This window comes from Caproiciproducens galactitolivorans, assembly GCF_004768785.1.
Taxonomy (GTDB): Bacteria; Bacillota; Clostridia; order Oscillospirales; family Acutalibacteraceae; genus Caproiciproducens; species Caproiciproducens galactitolivorans.
Genome location: NZ_SRMQ01000003.1, coordinates 1 through 16987, shown reverse-complemented (window position 1 = coordinate 16987; position 16987 = coordinate 1). Strand labels below are relative to the sequence as shown.

Here is a 16987-nt window from a genome sequence, read left to right as displayed (position 1 = left end):
ATCTTCAAAGGGAGAATATGAAAGGAGAAGTTTGTATGAAAAGAGGAATACTGAAAAAAGCAGTCGGCTTTACGATGGCATGCGTGATGGCATTTTCCTTTGCCGGATGTGCCGGAAATTCGGAATCCGGAAGCGCATCTGCCGGTGGAAGCTCCGCGGGTTCGGCTGCCGCGGGAGGGCAAAAGGTAATCAAGTTCTTCCACCGTTTCCCGGACGAGCCCTACAACGGTTTCATTGAGAGCAAGCTGCACGAGTATGAAAAATCCCATCCCGACATCAAGTTCGACATTATGAGCGCGCAGAATCAGGACTACAAGGAAAAGATCAAGGTCGTTGTGGGCGGCGACGACACCCCGGATATCTTCTTCAGCTGGGCGGGCGACTTCACAGAGCGGTTTATCCGCGAGAATTTGATTCTGGATCTGACGCCCTATATGGATAAGGACCCGGAGTGGAAAAATTCACTTCTTGAAAACCAGATGAGCATTTATACGACGAAGGACGGCATGATATACGGCATTCCTTTCCGTCTTGACAGCAAGCAGTTCTTCTATAATACGGAGATCTTCGAGAAGAACGGCATTGAAGTCCCGAAAACATTCGATGACCTGCTCGCCGCGTGTGCGAAGCTGAAAGCGGCCGGAATAACGCCGATCGCATACGGCAATTCGGAGCCCTGGGCGGGACTTCATTACATTGGGACTTTGAACCAGATTTACGTTCCCGACAGCGTACGGGAGAAAGACTATGAACCCACGACCGGAAGCTTCACGGATCCCGGTTATGTGCAGGCCATGAAGTCTTATCAGAAGCTCCTTCCATACATGACGGAGAACCCGGACGGAGTAAAGCCGGATATGGCAAGATCCATGTTTGCCATGGGGCAAGCGGCCATTTACTACGGCGAGCTGATTGAAATTCCGTATATCAAGACCGACGGCCCGGATCTGAAATTCGGTATGTTTAAATTCCCGGAGGTCGTCGGTGCGAAGGGTAATCAGGAAATTTTGACCGGTGCCCCCGAAGGATTCGTTATTTCCTCCAAGACCAAGTATCCGCAGGAATGCGTGGATTTCCTAAAGTGGTTCCTCGGAAAAGAAGTGGGGACTGAACAATGCCAGAAGATTGGTTGGTTCAATGCCGCCAAGGATACCACAAGTGGGCTGACGGATCAGTCTTTAATCGATGGGTATAAGGTTGTAAGCGAAGCGAAGCAGATGAGCGAATGGCTCGACAATGCGCTGTATTCCACCGTATCCAAGGAATATCAGGAGGAAGTGTCCAAGCTTACGAACGGTACCGTTTCGCCGGAGGAAGCAATGAAGAAGATTCAGGCGAAGGCGAAAGAAGCGCAGACACTAGTGAAATCGGGACAAAAGGGCGAATAAGCACAGGCTTCCAGGATACCGTTTCGGGCATGTTTCCCGGCGTGAAGTATGTGTGTCGTTAAAAATAGTACTCGTAGCGAATCCCCTGAAATAAAAAACTGCGGGCAGGCTTTCAAAAGGAGACCTGCCCGTATTTCAAAAAAGCAGGTGAAGGATTTGAAAACAAGAAAATGCGTTCCGTATCTCTACATGCTTCCCGGGCTCATTATGGTTCTTTTCTTTGTCTATATCCCGGTTTTCATGAATATAGGATACAGTTTTTTCCGGCTTTCCTCCTATTCCGCGGGCGCGGCCTTTGTCGGTCTGGATAATTACCGCCGGTTTTTTATGGACGAAGCCTTTCCCATCATGCTCAAGAATAACGGGCTGTACTGCATTATTTCATTGATCGTACAGGTGGGGTTCGGAACAGTTTTGGCGTTGATTATTGAAGGCACTGCCATTGCAAAAAAATTAAAAAGTATCTACCGCAACATTTATTTCATGCCGTCGTTGATCTCACTAGTGGCGGTAGGCTTAATGTTTACGTTCATTTATGACCCGAATGTCGGCTTTTTGAACGCGCTTCTCAAGGCGTTGCATTTGCCCGGAAAAGCGTGGCTGGGCGATTCCAAGCTTGCGATCTACTGTATCATTGCGATGAGCCAGTGGCAGTTTACGGGCTATATTGCCCTTCTGATGTGCGTGGCCTTTCAGAATGTTCCGGAGGAATATTCCGAAGCGGCCGCAATTGACGGTGCGGGCCCGGTGAGAAGGGCGGTCAGCATCCTGATTCCCCAGGCGAAGGAACAGCTTCTGGTATGCTCCATCATAACGGTCATTGGTGCGTTTAAACTGTATACGGAGGTTTACTCCACAACAAGCGGCGGGCCCGGAAACAGCACCCAGGTTCTCGGTCTGTTCCTGTACCAGCAGGCTTTCCTGCACGACGACCTCGGGATGGCGGCCGTTACCGGCGTATTCATCTTTGTAATCACCGTTGGGCTTTCTGTGCTGCAGTTGAAAGTCACAAATTCCGGAAAGGATTGAAGGAGGAAAAAACATGAAAACAAGCAGCTATAAAACATCCAAAATTCTCCTCAATCTGCTCTGTATTCTCCTGTGCGCCGTAATCTTCGCACCCCTTCTTTGGATTATCCTAAATTCTTTAAAGACCAATCTGGAGCTTTTCCGGAATTCCCTTTCCCTGCCGCAGGTATGGAGGTTTGACAACTATGTGAAAGCATGGAACCTTGGCCTGTACAGGTATTTTGGGAACTCCGTCCTGGTCAGCACGGTCTCGCTCTGCGCGATTTTAATCCTGTCTTCATTTCTCGCTTACGGGCTTACCAGGTTCAAAGCCAAAGGGGCCGGAATCATTTTCATGATTGTTCTGGGGGGGATGGCGCTTTCGGAACAGGTGGCGCTGGTACCGCTGTACAAGATACTGAAAACGCTGGGAATTTACGATACCTATTTTGCGGTTATACTGCCCTATATTGCGTTCCGCATTCCGTTCACCGTGTTCCTGATGCGCTCGTATTTCCTGTCAATTCCGGTGGAATTGGAAGAAGCTGCGATTGTGGACGGGTACAACAGTTTCCAGATTTTCACGAAGATCATCGTTCCGATCAGTAAACCGATCTTTGCGTCCTGTGCAATCGTGAACCTGAATTTCGTTTGGAATGAGTTCCTCTTTGCGAACGTATTCCTGAACAATAAAGCGATACAGACCATTCCGATCGGCCTTATGACCTTTAAAGGCGACCTGAAGGTCGACTATACGACAACGCTGGCCGGTTTGATTATTGCGTCGCTTCCGCTAATTATCCTGTTCTTCTGCATGTCCAAGCAGTTTGTGCGCGGGCTTACCGCCGGGGCGGTGAAGGGATGATGAAAGCGGTCATTTTTGATATGGACGGCGTAATCGTGGATACGGAGCCGATGAATCAGCAGCGCGTTCTCCAATATATCCGGCAGTACAATTCCTCGGTAAAGGAGAAGGATTTGGATGTTCTTGTGGGGAGAGGCTCGAAAGAGACTTGGGACCTCATCGCAAGCCTTTCCGGATCCGGTAAGAGCGCGGAAGAAATGAAAGAAGAATTCCGCTTTCGCTGGATTCCGCGCTACGGCGGGAAAACCGACTATGGAAAGCTCTTTCGTCCGGCTGTTAAGGAGGTGCTTGCCTATGCACGCAGAAACGGTATCCGCACAGCCGTGGCCTCCTCGACGGAATATGCAAAGGTGAAAGCCATCCTGAAAGAAGTGGGCGTCTTTGACAGTATGGACGCTGTGATCAGCGGTGAGGATTGCAGCAGGCCGAAGCCGTTCCCGGATGTGTATCTTGAAACTGCGAAAAGGCTTGGCGTATCCCCGGAAGAATGTCTGGTCATAGAGGATTCGACGGTTGGAATCGAAGCGGCTCACCGGGCGGGAACCTTTGTAGCGGCACTAGTCGATAATCGGTTCCCGTTTGACCGCAGCAGGGCGGACATTGCGATCGCCTCGATTGCCGATGCTATTTTGCTTTTGGATAAAGAAAATTAGGAGGAATTTGTAATTATATTTGACATGTATTATTAGTTGTATTATAATGGTTATAACATAATAATACGTCATGTCTTCGCCGGAAAGGCGTATCAAAAAATACAAAGAGGGATCGATATGGAAGTAAAAAAAATTGTTTCAGAAATTAAAAAAGAGGTTCCGGGTATCAAGTCGGTGTATTACGTAGGCTGCGGCGCATCGAAGGCAGAGCTTTATCCCGGAAAGTACTTTCTTGAGCAAAACGCAAAAGTGCTTCGCGCGGGTCATTTCACAGCCAATGAATTTGTGCACGCAACACCGGTCGGCGTAGACAGTACCGCGATTGTAATTACCTGCTCCCTCGGCGGAAACACGCCGGAAACTGTTGCGGCGTCCAAACTGGCGATGGAAAAGGGCGCAAAGGTCATAGCGGTAACGCACAAGGAGGATTCCCCCCTTGCACAGAACGCCCACTACGTGATTGTGCATGGCTTTGAGAAAAACTACGCGGCGAAGCTCGAAAAGATGGTAAATGTCCTCGACCTCTCCGTAGAGATTTTAAATCATTATGAGGGGTATGAGCATTACGAGGATATGCAGACGGCTTTTGGCAAGATCTATGACATGATCGAAAACGCGGTTTCCTTTGTGCTTCCCGCGGCAAAGAAGTTTGCGCAGGATTACAAGGACGCGCCGTTCGTATATGTGATGAGCTCCGGCGCAACGCAATGCGTTGCCTACACATTTTCATTGTGCCTGATGATGGAGATGCAGTGGATTAATTCCGGCTGCTTCCACGACGGGGAGTTCTTCCATGGCCCGTTTGAAATTGTGGATAAGGATGTTCCGTTCATCCTGCTGATGAACAGCGGACGCACACGCGCCCTGGATGCGCGCGCAATGGATTTCCTGCATCGCTTCCAAGCGAAGGCAACCATTGTGGATGGGAAAGATTACGGGATTGATTCGCTTCCGCCGGCTGTGGCCGAGTATTTTAATCCGATGATTCTGAGCGCCGTAATGCGCGTCTACGCAGAGCAGATTGCGATTGTTCGCAGCCATCCGCTCACCATGAGAAGGTATATGTGGAAATTGGAATACTAATCGCCGATCCCCATTTGCCGCAAAGATACCTTGAATATTCGCCTGTTTGTAAAAGAAATTGTTTCGGTTAATTTCACCGGCTGGTGCAGTTTTGCTACGGTTTTTTTTACAGGCAGGGCTATAAAAAGGCTGACGAAAATGCTATGAAAAAAGAAGAGAGCCACAACGAATGGTTACATATGGTGTATATCTTGCTCGGCGTCGTCTTGTTTTCGGTCTCTTACCGTTTTTTTCTGATTCCCGCGGGGCTTTACAGCGGAGGCTTCACCGGGGTTGCGCAAATTATTAAATGGGTGATCGCCGATGCATGTGGCATTCCCGTACCCACGAATATTGATATTGTGGGGATTATCACCTGGTTGATGAACATACCGCTGGTCTATATGGGTTTGAAAGTCTTAGGCCGCAAATTTATTATCCGCACGATCATTGCCGTATGCGTTCAATCCTTCTTGATGACGGTGCTTCCGGCCCCGCCGAAGCCTTTGTTTTCCGACGCTTTGCTCAACTGTCTGATCGGCGGGGCTGTTTGCGGCTATGGTGTGGGGCTATCGCTTAGGGAAGGCGGTTCGGGCGGAGGGACGGACGTTGTGGGAATGATCTGTTCCAAGAAGTACCCGAGCTTCAGCGTCGGGCGGATCGCGCTCTTTATCAACACCTGTGTCTATCTCTTTGCGGCGGTGAAGCTCGATTTGGAAATAGCGGCGTATTCGCTTATCTTTTCCTTCATCGCGACCGTCGTAATGGATAAGGTGCACGATCAAAACATCAAGCTTACGGTGTTCATTGTCTCCAGAAACCCGGGGCTTGGCAAAAAACTGACTGAGTTTACGGGCAGGGGAGTAACCAGCTGGAACGGCTGGGGCGAATTTACCCAGCATGAACAGCTTGTCCATATGACGGTCATCAACAAATATGAGTGGCAGTACCTGAAAAGATTGCTTTTTCAGGAGGATCCGAAGGCTTTCGTCTTTGTCGTTTCGCCGAACATGCTCCTTGGCAACTTTGAAAGCCGGCTTGAAGTGCGTTAGGAGCTTCTGTAAAACAATCTTTCTGCCCCAAAGCCGCAGCATGAATGCCAATTCGATTCAAAGAGCCGTTTGGGTCCGTCCCGAACGGCTCTTGTCAGCTTCGGTTCTGTACTTTTTGTTTGCCGGATTTTATTATAAAATTGCCTCCCAGTCGTCCATTATGGGCGATGGGAGGCTTTTTCTTGGTTCCGTCCGCCATGCGGCTTCGCTGCGCGGGTTTATGCGGCCTTACGCCTTGATGGGCTTGAGCTTTATCAGCGCGCGGCAGACTGCCGCCGTAAGCACAGCGGCCACAGCGGCTTCCGGTATGCCGTTTGAAAAGATAACGCTCAGCACGGCGGTATAAACCATGTCTACAGCAATGTGCTTTACTTCTCCATACGCGTCGCGGAAAAGGAAATAAATCAAGTTCATAACCAGAATCGTGTTGGTCATGGAGCCGGCAAGGCCGCTCAAAGCCAACGACAGCATGTCATACTTGCCCTTCATTGCCTTACTGAAAAGCGTATAGCAGTAATAGGGGACAACGCCCACCAGAATGCGGGGGAGGAAAGCAACGAGAAGCGCGGCCCAGCTTCCCATCGTGGTTCCCGGAACCGGAATCAGCGGGGAAAAGGCAAAGGAAAGAAGGGTTGGGGCAAAGGTATTATTGTAAAAACTCGTAAGGCCGAAAACAAAGCCCAGCCCCGCGCCGATTTTCGGACCGAGCAGGATGGAGCCGATAATTACGGGCACATGGATGATCGTCGCTTTAATCAGCGGGAGCTGTATGTACCCGATCGGGGTAAAATTTAAAAGGAGGATAATTGCGCAGAAAAGGGCGGTGAGGACCAGTCGGTTCGTGCCGGTTTTTCGATTCATAAATGTTCTCTCCTTCTTGATTAGGAAACACGAATTGTTTTGGATGCACCTTGTCATTCAACCCGTGCTTTTTTCGATACGGCTATCAGCCGGTTTGCTTGTATTGCCAGCCCTTCCAGAAGCAGTTCTGGTTCATAGCGGGCTTCAAGCTCGCAATAGGGGATAATGGCTTTCGCGTTTCCGCCGGTAACGATTACGTCTGCGTTGGCGCCAAGCTCCTTCTCAATCCGCCGGACAAGCCCTTCCAGCATCGCCGCCGTTCCGAAGGTCGCCCCCGAAAGCATACACTCGGCGGTGTTTTTTCCGATCGCCGACTTCGGACCGAAGAAGGGGATTTCGTGCAGCTGGGAGGTGCTGGCCGCCAGCGCCCGCAGCCCGGTCCGTACGCCGGGCAGAATCACGCCGCCCGCAAAAGCACCGGACGAATCGATTACGTTCAGGGTTGTGGCGGTGCCGAAATCCACGACAACGAACGGGGGTTTGTATTTCTGCAAAGCCGCGGAACAGCATAAAAGCCTGTCCGTTCCCAAAACGCCCGAATAGGCGGAGGTGTCGAATTCCCAGCCCGTCCGGCTGGAGATCAGAACCGGCTCCGTTTGCGAAATCTTTTCCGCCGCGTTCAGAATGATCGCGTTTTTTTCCGGGACGACGGACGAAATCACCGTGCCTTCAACCTCCTCCCGGGATACCCTGCATTTCCGGAGCAGAGAGCGGAAAAGCGCGAGCGCGCGCCTTTCGCAGGAAAGCAGGTGGATGGGGAAGTAGCCGGAAGCGAGGATCCGTTTTTCGTACAGGCCGTAGTTTACATTCGTATTCCCAATATTGGCCAAAAATATCATAGCGTTTTCTCCTGAAGATGATCGGTTATTGCGCGGAGGATGTCGCCGACGTCGGCAAGCGCGCCCTTGCCAAGGTCGCCGCACGCAAGAAGGGATTCCTTCGGCTCGATGATTTCGTATCCGTGTTTTTTCAGCTTTTCAAGATTGTCCTTTACAATCGGATTTTCATACATCCGGGTATTCATTGCCGGAGCAATCAGCAAAGGGATGCCCTGCATGGCGAGCGCTACGGTCGACAGCATGTCGTCCGCGATGCCGTTTGCGATTTTCCCGATAATATCGGCGGAAGCGGGCGCAATCACGAACAGATCCGCTTTTTTACAAAGGGAAATATGCGTGACTTCGCGCGGATAGTCCAGCTCGAACATGTCGGTATAGACCCGGTTCTTCGACAGGGTCTGCAGGGTCAGCGGGGTAATAAACTCCGCGCCGCCCTTCGTCAGAATCACATCCACGTTGTAGCCGGATTTTGTAAGCGCGTTGGTGATATCCGCCGCTTTGTAGGCGGCGATGCTCCCGGTAACGCCCAATACGACATTTTTCATTTCTGCCCGCCCTCCTTGGCTTTGCGCATAACATGCTCTTTGATTGCCGCGGCGATTTCGTCTTTCGTGTGCAAACGGGTCATCGAATGGTCTTTTCCCAGTAAAATCGCTTCGTGGCGGTTTTCATCAATTTTTTCCTGATCGTTTGCCAGAACGAAATCGCACTCGTTCCGCTTCATCAGATTCCGTGCCGCGTCGAGAAGCTCGGTTTCTTCCACGCCGGCAAGAAGCTTGAACCCAACCAGAATGGTTTGCGGCTGGAGCTTTTTAAATAGCCCGATGATTTTTGGCGTCTTTTCAAGGCATAGGAATACATTTTCTATGTCCGAGGAAATTTTCTTGGGCCTGTCCCCGCCGCCGCAGGACAAAAGCGCGGAATGGATCTGCGCAGCAAGGGATTCCGGGTTTTGGCTGCCGTTTCCGACGGACTTTGCAAGCTGCGCCGCCAGCCATTCGGACGGTGCGCTGTATTTTACCCGGTAGTCGCTGACCGCCATAGAGTGAATGACCGCGTCGTACGCGCGCGCGTGCATTTCCTCTTCAACAGTCCGCTGCAGGCTTTGCACATCGCTGATGCGGAGAATGCGTGCACGCGGTTTTTTGGGCAAAACAGCATTTTCGGAACAGAGACAGGTTACAGAAACGGACTCGTCCGTAAGAAAGCAGTCCGCAATCAGGCTTCCCAGCCGTCCCGTCGCCGTGTTGCTGATTTTACGAACGTCGTCAATCTTTTCCGACGTACCTCCCGCCGTTATCAGAACGTTCAAAATATGCCCCTTCTTTCCGTTAAAATAAATCGGAATAAATCAATCCCCTTCCAACTTGGAGCTGCTCATCCACAAGCTCGCCGGAAATTTCGCTGGAAACCGCCAGCGAGCGCAGGCCTTCAATCAGGAACAGAATCGAATCCGCAAGACGTTCAATGTTTTTGGCGGTGATCGCCCCCGCTTTTTGCCCGAATTTCAGGATTTCCAGAATAATCACCTTCGTATTGTAAAACTGCTCCGTGTAAAAGTCCCGGTCCGAAACATTTTTGTGCGCGAAACAGAATTCCATCATGGCGACGAACATGCTCTTGTCCATGTTTAAAAGGCGCCTTTTCTGATCCGCGAAAAATTCGTCGACAAGCTGGTTAAAATCCTGATTCTTTTCAATGCTGGTGCGGATACACTCTATTTTCTCCTGATTGTGCTTTTTTACAACTTCGATGAAAATTTCATCCACCGTTGAAAAATAAAGGTAAATGCCGCCCCGGCTGATCCCGCATTCCTCAATAATATCCTTCATGGTAACGCGGTCGAATCCTTTGCGGATAAATACTTGTTTTGCGTTTTTTAAAATCAGCTCTCTTTTTTCAGAAGCTTTCGACATAAGGGCTGGTTCCTCCGATCCTATAAAATATGACACTTGTGTCATATTTTATAAATACTATTATATTCCACCTGCGTCATCTTGTCAATAATTTATCAAGCGTTATGGTATAAAGAAACCGAAAAGATTTTTAAAGGTGGCAGGAAGAAAGACGGCAGGGCAGGCAGTCGGTTCGCAAGTGGCATAGAATCGTACGCACTCAATGGAAACAGCCCCACGGTTTTCCGTGAGGCTGTTTCTGTATGGCGATGGGATTGGGCTTATAAGCGGAATTGGCTGACAAGCTCTTTCATCGTTTTTGCCTGGCCGTTGAGTTCTTCGCTTGAAGCAGCGCTCTCTTCCGAAGTGGCGGAATTCGTCTGCACTACTGCGGAAATTTGGTCAACGGCAATCGTAACCTGCTTAATGGATGCGGCCTGCTCATTGCTTGCCTTGGTGATCTTTGCGATCAGTTCTGACGTCTGGCCGACCTTTTCAATCATTTGCTGTAGGGACTGGGCCGTTTCGTTTGCCACCCCTGTGCCGTTTTGTACGGTGCGGATGGAGTTGTCGATCAGAGAGGTTGTATTTTTTGCCGCCTCCGCGCTCTTGCCCGCAAGATTCCGGACTTCATCGGCGACAACGGCAAAGCCCTTTCCGGCTTCGCCGGCGCGGGCCGCTTCCACAGCCGCGTTCAGGGCGAGGATATTGGTCTGGAACGCAATGTCTTCAATGGTCTTAATGATTTTTCCAATCTCATTGGACGCGTCGTTGATGTCCGACATAGCAGTAACCAGGCGCGCCATTTGCGCGTTGCTGTGCTGCGCCTCGGAGTACGATTCCTGCGCAAGCTGTTCCAGCGCATTGGCGTTTTCCGCGTTTTCGTTCACATGGTCCGCAATTTCGGTAATAGAAGCGGAAAGCTCCTGAATCGTGCTGGCCTGCTCCGCGGCGCCCTGCGCCAGCGCCTGCGCGGCATTCGAAACCTGGTCGGAGCTGCTTGCAACCTGGTCGGCGGAATCGGTGATCATGGTAAAGGTTTTTGTGAGTCTGGATTTAATATTGTTAAGGGCATCCCTGATCTTTGCAAATTCACCTGTGTAATCGCATTTCAGGTCAAACACAAGATCCCCAGAGGCAATCCGGTCAAGGACGGCGGTAATCTCATCGATGTATTCGATGTAGTGGCTGAGCCTTTGCACAATTTCTTGAATCGCGACGGCAACCTGTCCGGTTTCGTCCATGGACTTGACATCCACTTTCACATTCAGGTTCCCGTCCGCAATCTGCTGTGCGGAAGCGGTAAGCTTTTTCAGCGGCCCAATAATGCTCTTGGAAATCAGAACAATGATTACGAGCAGAATAAGGAGCGCAATCAGAAAAGTGACGAGGAACGTCATCTGTGTTGTGTTGTAGGATTCATTGTACTCCGCCTCCGGCAGCCCGGTTGCTACCGTCCATCCGGTATCGCCAACCGGCGCAACATAGCCGTAGTTGGTATGATTCATCGCGGTATAGGTGACCGGCCCGGTGGTTTTGTTCGTAATCGCATCGATAATATTTTTGGACATGTTGGATTCAGAGACATTTTTGTTAATAAAAGTCGAATCGGGGTGGTAAATCATCACGCCCTGCTTGGAGCAAAGGATGAAGAACCCGGTGTTGCCCAGCCGGTAGCCCTGCATCATTTTACTGATTTTTTCAAGGTTGAAATCGATTGCGGTCACGCCGAGCAAAGTCTTTGTGCCGGAATCGTAAACCGGGGAAACCACGCTTACAACCCATTCCTTTGTGCTGGCGTCCTGGTACGGATCGGTAATCACGGTTTTCTGTTCTTTTACCACTTGCTGGTACCACGGCCTTGTTTCGATTTTATAGTCCGCACCCGAAAGGTATCCGTCCGATTGTGTATATTGGCTGGAATCGATATCCGCAATCCAGGATGCGATGATGTTATCCGGATCACTTTGATGAACGTTAATGAGGCTCCTTTTTGCATTTGCGAATTCTGCGGGAGCGGTGAGCTTTGTTCCCGGGGTGACTTTCTTAAAAAGATCCTCAAATTGGGAATTCGCCGCCATCTGCACTGCGACCTGCTCATAGTTTGAAAAATACTCGCTGATCTGATACGATGCGGCTTGAGACTTGTCCGTAAGCTGTTCGTTTAAAAACAGATAAACAGAATTTTTAACATTGGATAGCGAAATCAATGCCGTAATTACAAAAACCAGTGCAACCGGTATCCCGATAAAAAGCAGCAGTTTTGTTCTTAAGCTTTTCATTCCCAGCATAACATCATCTCCTTTTCATTGTAAGACACATCGACAAAATTATCGCTGATTCTTAAGACATATATCGACAAAGTTTTTGCCGAATTTAGACACTAAAGGCAGTTTGTAAAAATATACCAGCAAAGCAGCTTTTGCTTATCAAAACAGAAGAACGGGAAGGCTGGAAATGCCTACCCGTCCATTGATAAAAAGATATTCTGAAGGAAGAAAACACCGGCACCCCGCGGCCGGAGGCTCGGATTCCGCTTTTTGAAGAATCGTTACGCTTCGTTCGTCTTTTCCAACTTTTTTTTGTCCTTACAAACTATGTTGCACCGGCACAAAATGTTCACGCCGGTCATAAATCCCGGAGTACCGGAATATATTGAATGATTAAGTCTTTTGGAAAGGTGGACGCGGCCGTGCGCAGCAATTTTTATACCTTCAACGGATATATGAAAAAGGATGAAGACGCCCTGACTGCGTCTATGGAGGATTACCTGGAAATGATTTACCGGCTGTCATACGAAACCGGGTTTACCAGAATCCACATCCTTTCCCAGGCGCTGAACGTCCAGCCCTCCTCTGCCACGAAAATGGTGCAGAACCTTGCCCAAATCGGAATGGTCAAATACGAACGGTACGGGTTCATTATGCTGGAGGAAAAAGGCAAGAAAACGGGCGCGTGGCTTTTAAAGCGCCACACGATTTTGGAGGATTTCGCGCGCATCATCGGCGTGGGGGATTCCTTCCTTTTGGAGGAAACCGAAAAAACCGAGCATATGTTCAGTAAGGAAACTATTTTGTGCTTTGCGGACTTTGTGGAATTCATGCGGCGCAATCCCGATATTCTGGAACGCTATAAAGCGTTCAAAAGCAGTCGATTTTAATAAAAATATTTGAGTTGACGAACAAAAATTTAGATGATATAGTTAATACAATCGTTTTTGCAAATTCGCTAAGCTTATGAAAAGGGGATGTTGTTATGACGAAGGAAATGATGGTTCCTTCCTATGACGGGACCAAGCTGTTTTTCCGGAAGGATGTTCCGGAAAGCCCGAAGGCGATTGTCGTTGTGGTGCACGGCTTGTGCGAACACCTTGGCCGCTACAATTATGTGACGGAAAAGCTGAACCGGAGCGGCTTCGGCGTTTACCGGTTTGACCACCGCGGCCACGGCAAATCGGAAGGCAGGCGCGTGTTTTTCCATGATTACAACGAAATGGTAGATGACGTAAATCATTTTGTAGAGATGGCGAAAATGGAAAACAAGGGGCTTCCCGTATTTCTGCTGGGCCACAGCATGGGCGGCTGCGCCGTTACCTTGTTCGGGACAAAATACCCGGGCAAAGTACAGGGGATCGTGACCTCTGGCGCGCTTACCCGCATGAATGCCGCTGCGCCGGGTTCCCTGCCGATACCGCAGCCCGCGGATGCCTATTTCCCGAACGAGCTGGGCGACGGCGTTTGCAGCGACCCTGCCGTTGTAAAAGCGTATGAGGACGACCCGCTGGTGGAAAAGCAAATTTCCGTCGGCCTGTTCAATGCCCTGTATTACGGCGTAGAGTGGATGAAGAAGAACGCCAAGAAGTTTACCGACCCGGTTTTGCTTCTCCACGGCTGCTGCGACGGTCTTGTAAGCGAGAAGGATTCCCGGGAATTTTTCGGGGATATTGCTTCGAGCGATAAAACCCTGAAAATCTACGCGCACCTGTACCATGAGATTCTAAACGAGCCATGCCGCGACGAAATCATTGCGGAGATTGTCGACTGGCTGAACAAGAGGCTGTAATACATAGTTAGGAATTAAAAGCTGCCCGCAGAATTGCCGGGCAGTTTTTTGTTGGGCTTCCGATGAAAACTTTCCATTCCGGAAAATCCTTTGCAACGTTGGAAATGTCGGATTGTCACGGCGCGTTTTTCCCGCTTGAAAGGGAAAGAAACTTGATGGTTGACAAAACAACGGAAAAATCGGATAATTACAAAAGACTTTCCTTTTCTCCCGGCAAAGGCCGGAAAAAGGGATACACTATAATACAAATGTTATTTTGCTATTTAGAGAGGGCTTGCAGATGAAAAAAGTTTTAATCCTCGCGCTCGCGATTGTGATGGCGGGAACCATGGCGGCTTGCGGCATGGGCGATGTTGGCGGAACGCCCGCGCCGGCTTCTTCCTCGGCCGCTTCGCAGCCGGTATCGTCCGCGGTCAGCGCGGACAGTATGGACGATAACCTTTCCGGCCTTGTAAAATACCTTGCCGCCAATTCCGTTCTTTTCGGCAATCAGGAGCAAATGAAAGCCGACTTTATCGGCGCGAAAAAGGGTGTGAAGTACCAGTTCAGCTATAACGGAAAAGACAATGTAACCGTTGAGCTGTACGAGTTTGACACCAGCCTTAACAGTACGGCACAGACTGTTTTTGACGAAATCAAGGCGAAAGGCAGCTTTAAGATGATGAGTCAGGAGGTTCCGGCGGTTATTTCCGACAACGGAAAGTATCTGATGGTTTATAAGGATACTGTTACTTCCGACCAGAATCAGAAGCGCCAGGATGAGGTCACGAAGCTTTTCAAGGAATTTAAAAAGTAATTGCATAAGATAAAAAGCCGCACGGTTGTTTTGCCGCGCGGCATTTTCCATGCAGGGGGAAAATCACAGTTTAATACTAAAAAATTCGCTTGACAGCGGCGTTGGACGAGCCTATTATAAAGACAGAAAAATTCCAGTTTTTGTAAAATTCATAGGAGGAACTTTAATGAGAAAGAGATGTACGGCTCTGCTCCTGGCACTTACGTTTGCCCTTTCCATGTGTACGATGGCTTACGCGGATACAACCGCTTCGGCCTTAGCGTTGAGCGCGCAGAGCCTCGCGCTGAAAAGAGGCGAAACCGCTTCCCTTACGGTGAGCGACGGTTCATCCGTTACATGGACTTCCAGCAACCCGAATGTGGCTTCCGTAAGCGACGGCACCGTTACCGGCGTGTCCCTCGGCAGGGCAACGGTTACCGCGACGGCCCCGGACGGCAGGACAGCCGCTTGTGTTGTCAACGTCGTCCTGAAGGGGATCGATGTTTCCGTGCACCAGGGAACGGTGGACTGGGCGGCCGTAAAGGCTGACGGCGTGGATTTTGCAATTCTGCGCAGCGGCTACGGCAATGAGAAGCCCGAATCACAGACAGACGCGACCTTTGCCGCAAATTACGACGGTGCAACCGCGAACGGGCTGAAAGTCGGCGCATATCACGTCAGCTACGCCACAACAGCAGCCGAAGCCCAGCAGGAGGCTCAGCTCTGCCTCGGTATTCTGAACGGGCGCAAGCTGGACTATCCGGTTTATTTGGACGTAGAACAGCCATTCCATTCATCCATGCAGGCAGGCCAGCTCGATTCCATAATTTCAACCTTCTGCAACGCGATGATTAAGGCGGGTTACCGCGCCGGCGTGTACTGCAATACGACCTTATTAAATCAATTTAAAACCATATCTTCCCTTAGCACTTATGATATATGGGTTGCCCACCCGGATGTACTTCTGCCGAATTACAGCGGTCCCTATACCACATGGCAGTATACTTTTGCCGGCAGCGTTTCCGGTATAAACGGTGCGGTCGATATGGATTACTCGTATCAGGAATATCCGCTCGGGCCACAGGCGTTTTTCCAGCCCTCCGGCACAGCGGTAACGGATGCTTCCATTCTTTCCGATACCGGCGCAGCGATTACCCTCAAGGTTGGAAAAACCTATCAGTTTAAATTTACGCCCAAAAATGCTTCTGATAAACCTACGTTTTCCACCGGTAACAGCAGCGTGATTAAAACCGTGTACCAGAAAAAGATCGGCGCAAGTTATTATTATAAGATTCAATGCGTTAGACGCGGATGTACTTCGGTGTATTCCACCCTGCCGAAGCAGAAGGCGGTTCGCCGCTGCGTAGTTACCGTAGTCTGATATATTATTCGGTATGGAACTATTTTATATATGTAAGAAGGGACGCCGGACAGGATTGTTCGGCGCCCCTTTCTCTGTTAACTGCAAAAACGGTGATCCCCGATAACCGTAATAATAGGACGGGAAAAAATCCATCCGCTGGTGGCTTTTGCCGGGTTGTAGTAATAAATTGCCCCTCCCGACGGATCCCAGCCATTAATCGCGTCACGCGCGGCTTTGTATGCGCTGTCTGAGACCGGTGCATTGATTCCGCCGTCGTTTATGCAACTGAATGCGCCCGGTTGGTAAATTACGCCCGCCAATGTATTCGGAAACGATGGATGCTCAATACGGTTTAAAATAACCGCGGCAACCGCAACCTGCCCTACATACGGCTCCCCGCGCGATTCCGCCGAAGTTACCCGCGCCAGCAGCGAGATGTCGTTGCTGCTGAAACCGCCCAGCCCACCGGAGCCGCCGAGGCCCAGCGCTTTTAGGGTTTTGGGTCCGGCGATGCCGTCCGGCGTAAGGCCCTTTACCTTCTGGAACCGGATTACGGCGTTTCGCGTGTTCGTCCCGTAAATACCGTCGATTTTTCCTTTATAATAGCCCTGGTTCTGTAGTTTGGTCTGAATGCTGCGCACTTCGCTCCCTTGCGAACCGAGTTTTGAAAGCGCGCCGACCGAACCGCTCCCGCTTTTTACGATGGATATGACAAGGACATTAACCAGTAAAACAATAGCAATTGCCCAAATATATTTCAGTTTCTTATTCATTCTTAAAACACCTCTGAAAAGAATTTTTCCCTTACAATGATGTTTTATCCAAGAGTGAGGATATTTTTATTTTCTATATATGAACTAAAAGTGTGAAACGAGGCTATTTTTGGCGGAAAATCTGATTTTTTTAAAAAATTTTAAAAAAAGGGTTGACTAAAAGGGCTGGATTTGGTATTATAGTCAAGCGCCTTACGGAAGGCGCAAACGGAAAAACAAAGCCGAAGCCGCGAAAACGCAGAGCAGAAGCGAAGTTTGACCGGCCAGGACCTTGAAAATTAAACAACGTAACGAATTAAGGAACCCGTAAACCAGAGAGTAGAAAGTACTTTCGGACAAAGTTGGTTGTCACTTAAAAAGGCAACAAAAATACACGTTAGTGTATCGTGAA

At 49.7% G+C, this 16987-nt stretch carries 17 protein-coding genes; 10 read left to right on the top strand and 7 right to left on the bottom strand.

Going from position 1 to position 16987, the window contains the following annotated elements:
- Nucleotides 1-35: 35 nt before the first annotated feature.
- The 6 genes from CAGA_RS04585 to CAGA_RS04560 all read left to right on the top strand — a co-directional run bounded on the left by CAGA_RS04585 (nucleotide 36) and on the right by CAGA_RS04560 (nucleotide 6028).
- Nucleotides 36-1388: an ABC transporter substrate-binding protein gene (locus tag CAGA_RS04585; protein ID WP_135658274.1), complete on the top strand. Its 1353-nt coding sequence runs from the start codon at nucleotides 36-38 to the stop codon at nucleotides 1386-1388.
- Nucleotides 1389-1544: 156 nt separating this feature from the next.
- Nucleotides 1545-2417 (top strand): carbohydrate ABC transporter permease, encoded by an 873-nt coding sequence (locus CAGA_RS04580; RefSeq protein WP_135658272.1) that lies wholly within the window; start codon nucleotides 1545-1547, stop codon nucleotides 2415-2417.
- 13 nt (nucleotides 2418-2430) lie between these two features.
- Nucleotides 2431-3261, top strand: coding sequence for a carbohydrate ABC transporter permease (locus tag CAGA_RS04575; protein WP_135658270.1), 831 nt, complete (start codon nucleotides 2431-2433; stop codon nucleotides 3259-3261).
- Nucleotides 3258-3914: an HAD family hydrolase gene (locus CAGA_RS04570; RefSeq protein WP_135658268.1), complete on the top strand. Its 657-nt coding sequence runs from the start codon at nucleotides 3258-3260 to the stop codon at nucleotides 3912-3914. Before CAGA_RS04575 ends, CAGA_RS04570 begins: the two co-directional genes overlap by 4 nt.
- A 117-nt stretch (nucleotides 3915-4031) precedes the next feature.
- Entirely contained in the window at nucleotides 4032-4997 is a 966-nt protein-coding gene (locus CAGA_RS04565) for an SIS domain-containing protein (RefSeq protein WP_135658266.1), read from the top strand.
- A 143-nt stretch (nucleotides 4998-5140) separates the two neighbouring features.
- On the top strand, nucleotides 5141-6028 hold the full coding sequence (locus CAGA_RS04560; RefSeq protein WP_135658264.1) for a YitT family protein: 888 nt from the start codon (nucleotides 5141-5143) through the stop codon (nucleotides 6026-6028).
- Nucleotides 6029-6256: 228 nt separating this feature from the next.
- Here the strand turns inward: CAGA_RS04560 and CAGA_RS04555 are convergent, their stop codons facing one another.
- From CAGA_RS04555 to CAGA_RS04530, 6 genes are all read right to left on the bottom strand, one after another.
- Nucleotides 6257-6889 carry an ECF transporter S component gene (locus CAGA_RS04555; RefSeq protein WP_135658262.1) on the bottom strand — a complete coding sequence of 211 codons (633 nt, stop codon included), beginning with the start codon at nucleotides 6887-6889 and terminating at the stop codon, nucleotides 6257-6259.
- A gap of 53 nt (nucleotides 6890-6942) precedes the next feature.
- Nucleotides 6943-7728, bottom strand: coding sequence for a type III pantothenate kinase (locus CAGA_RS04550; protein ID WP_135658260.1), 786 nt, complete (start codon nucleotides 7726-7728; stop codon nucleotides 6943-6945).
- Nucleotides 7725-8273 carry a flavoprotein gene (locus CAGA_RS04545; protein WP_135658258.1) on the bottom strand — a complete coding sequence of 183 codons (549 nt, stop codon included), beginning with the start codon at nucleotides 8271-8273 and terminating at the stop codon, nucleotides 7725-7727. The genes CAGA_RS04550 and CAGA_RS04545 overlap by 4 nt, the downstream gene beginning before the upstream one ends.
- On the bottom strand, nucleotides 8270-9040 hold the full coding sequence (locus CAGA_RS04540) for a phosphopantothenoylcysteine decarboxylase domain-containing protein (RefSeq protein WP_135658256.1): 771 nt from the start codon (nucleotides 9038-9040) through the stop codon (nucleotides 8270-8272). The genes CAGA_RS04545 and CAGA_RS04540 overlap by 4 nt, the downstream gene beginning before the upstream one ends.
- A 19-nt stretch (nucleotides 9041-9059) precedes the next feature.
- Complete coding sequence (locus tag CAGA_RS04535) at nucleotides 9060-9644, bottom strand: TetR/AcrR family transcriptional regulator (RefSeq protein ID WP_167875157.1); 585 nt, start codon at nucleotides 9642-9644, stop codon at nucleotides 9060-9062.
- A 260-nt stretch (nucleotides 9645-9904) separates the two neighbouring features.
- Nucleotides 9905-11914 (bottom strand): methyl-accepting chemotaxis protein, encoded by a 2010-nt coding sequence (locus CAGA_RS04530; RefSeq protein ID WP_135658253.1) that lies wholly within the window; start codon nucleotides 11912-11914, stop codon nucleotides 9905-9907.
- Between the two features lie 368 nt (nucleotides 11915-12282).
- On the opposite strand from CAGA_RS04530, the gene CAGA_RS04525 reads away from it, so the two are divergent.
- From CAGA_RS04525 to CAGA_RS04510, 4 genes are all read left to right on the top strand, one after another.
- Nucleotides 12283-12783, top strand: a complete 501-nt coding sequence (locus tag CAGA_RS04525) for an iron dependent repressor, metal binding and dimerization domain protein (protein ID WP_135658251.1) — start codon at nucleotides 12283-12285, stop codon at nucleotides 12781-12783.
- A gap of 95 nt (nucleotides 12784-12878) precedes the next feature.
- Nucleotides 12879-13685, top strand: coding sequence for an alpha/beta hydrolase (locus CAGA_RS04520; RefSeq protein ID WP_135658249.1), 807 nt, complete (start codon nucleotides 12879-12881; stop codon nucleotides 13683-13685).
- Between the two features lie 280 nt (nucleotides 13686-13965).
- A complete protein-coding gene (locus tag CAGA_RS04515) occupies nucleotides 13966-14481 on the top strand; it encodes a hypothetical protein (RefSeq protein WP_135658247.1) in 516 nt (171 codons plus the stop codon).
- A 166-nt stretch (nucleotides 14482-14647) separates the two neighbouring features.
- Nucleotides 14648-15841 carry a GH25 family lysozyme gene (locus tag CAGA_RS04510; protein ID WP_167875156.1) on the top strand — a complete coding sequence of 398 codons (1194 nt, stop codon included), beginning with the start codon at nucleotides 14648-14650 and terminating at the stop codon, nucleotides 15839-15841.
- Between the two features lie 77 nt (nucleotides 15842-15918).
- Here the strand turns inward: CAGA_RS04510 and sleB are convergent, their stop codons facing one another.
- A complete protein-coding gene (gene sleB, locus CAGA_RS04505; RefSeq protein ID WP_135658242.1) occupies nucleotides 15919-16596 on the bottom strand; it encodes a spore cortex-lytic enzyme in 678 nt (225 codons plus the stop codon).
- Between the last annotated feature and the right edge of the window lie 391 nt (nucleotides 16597-16987).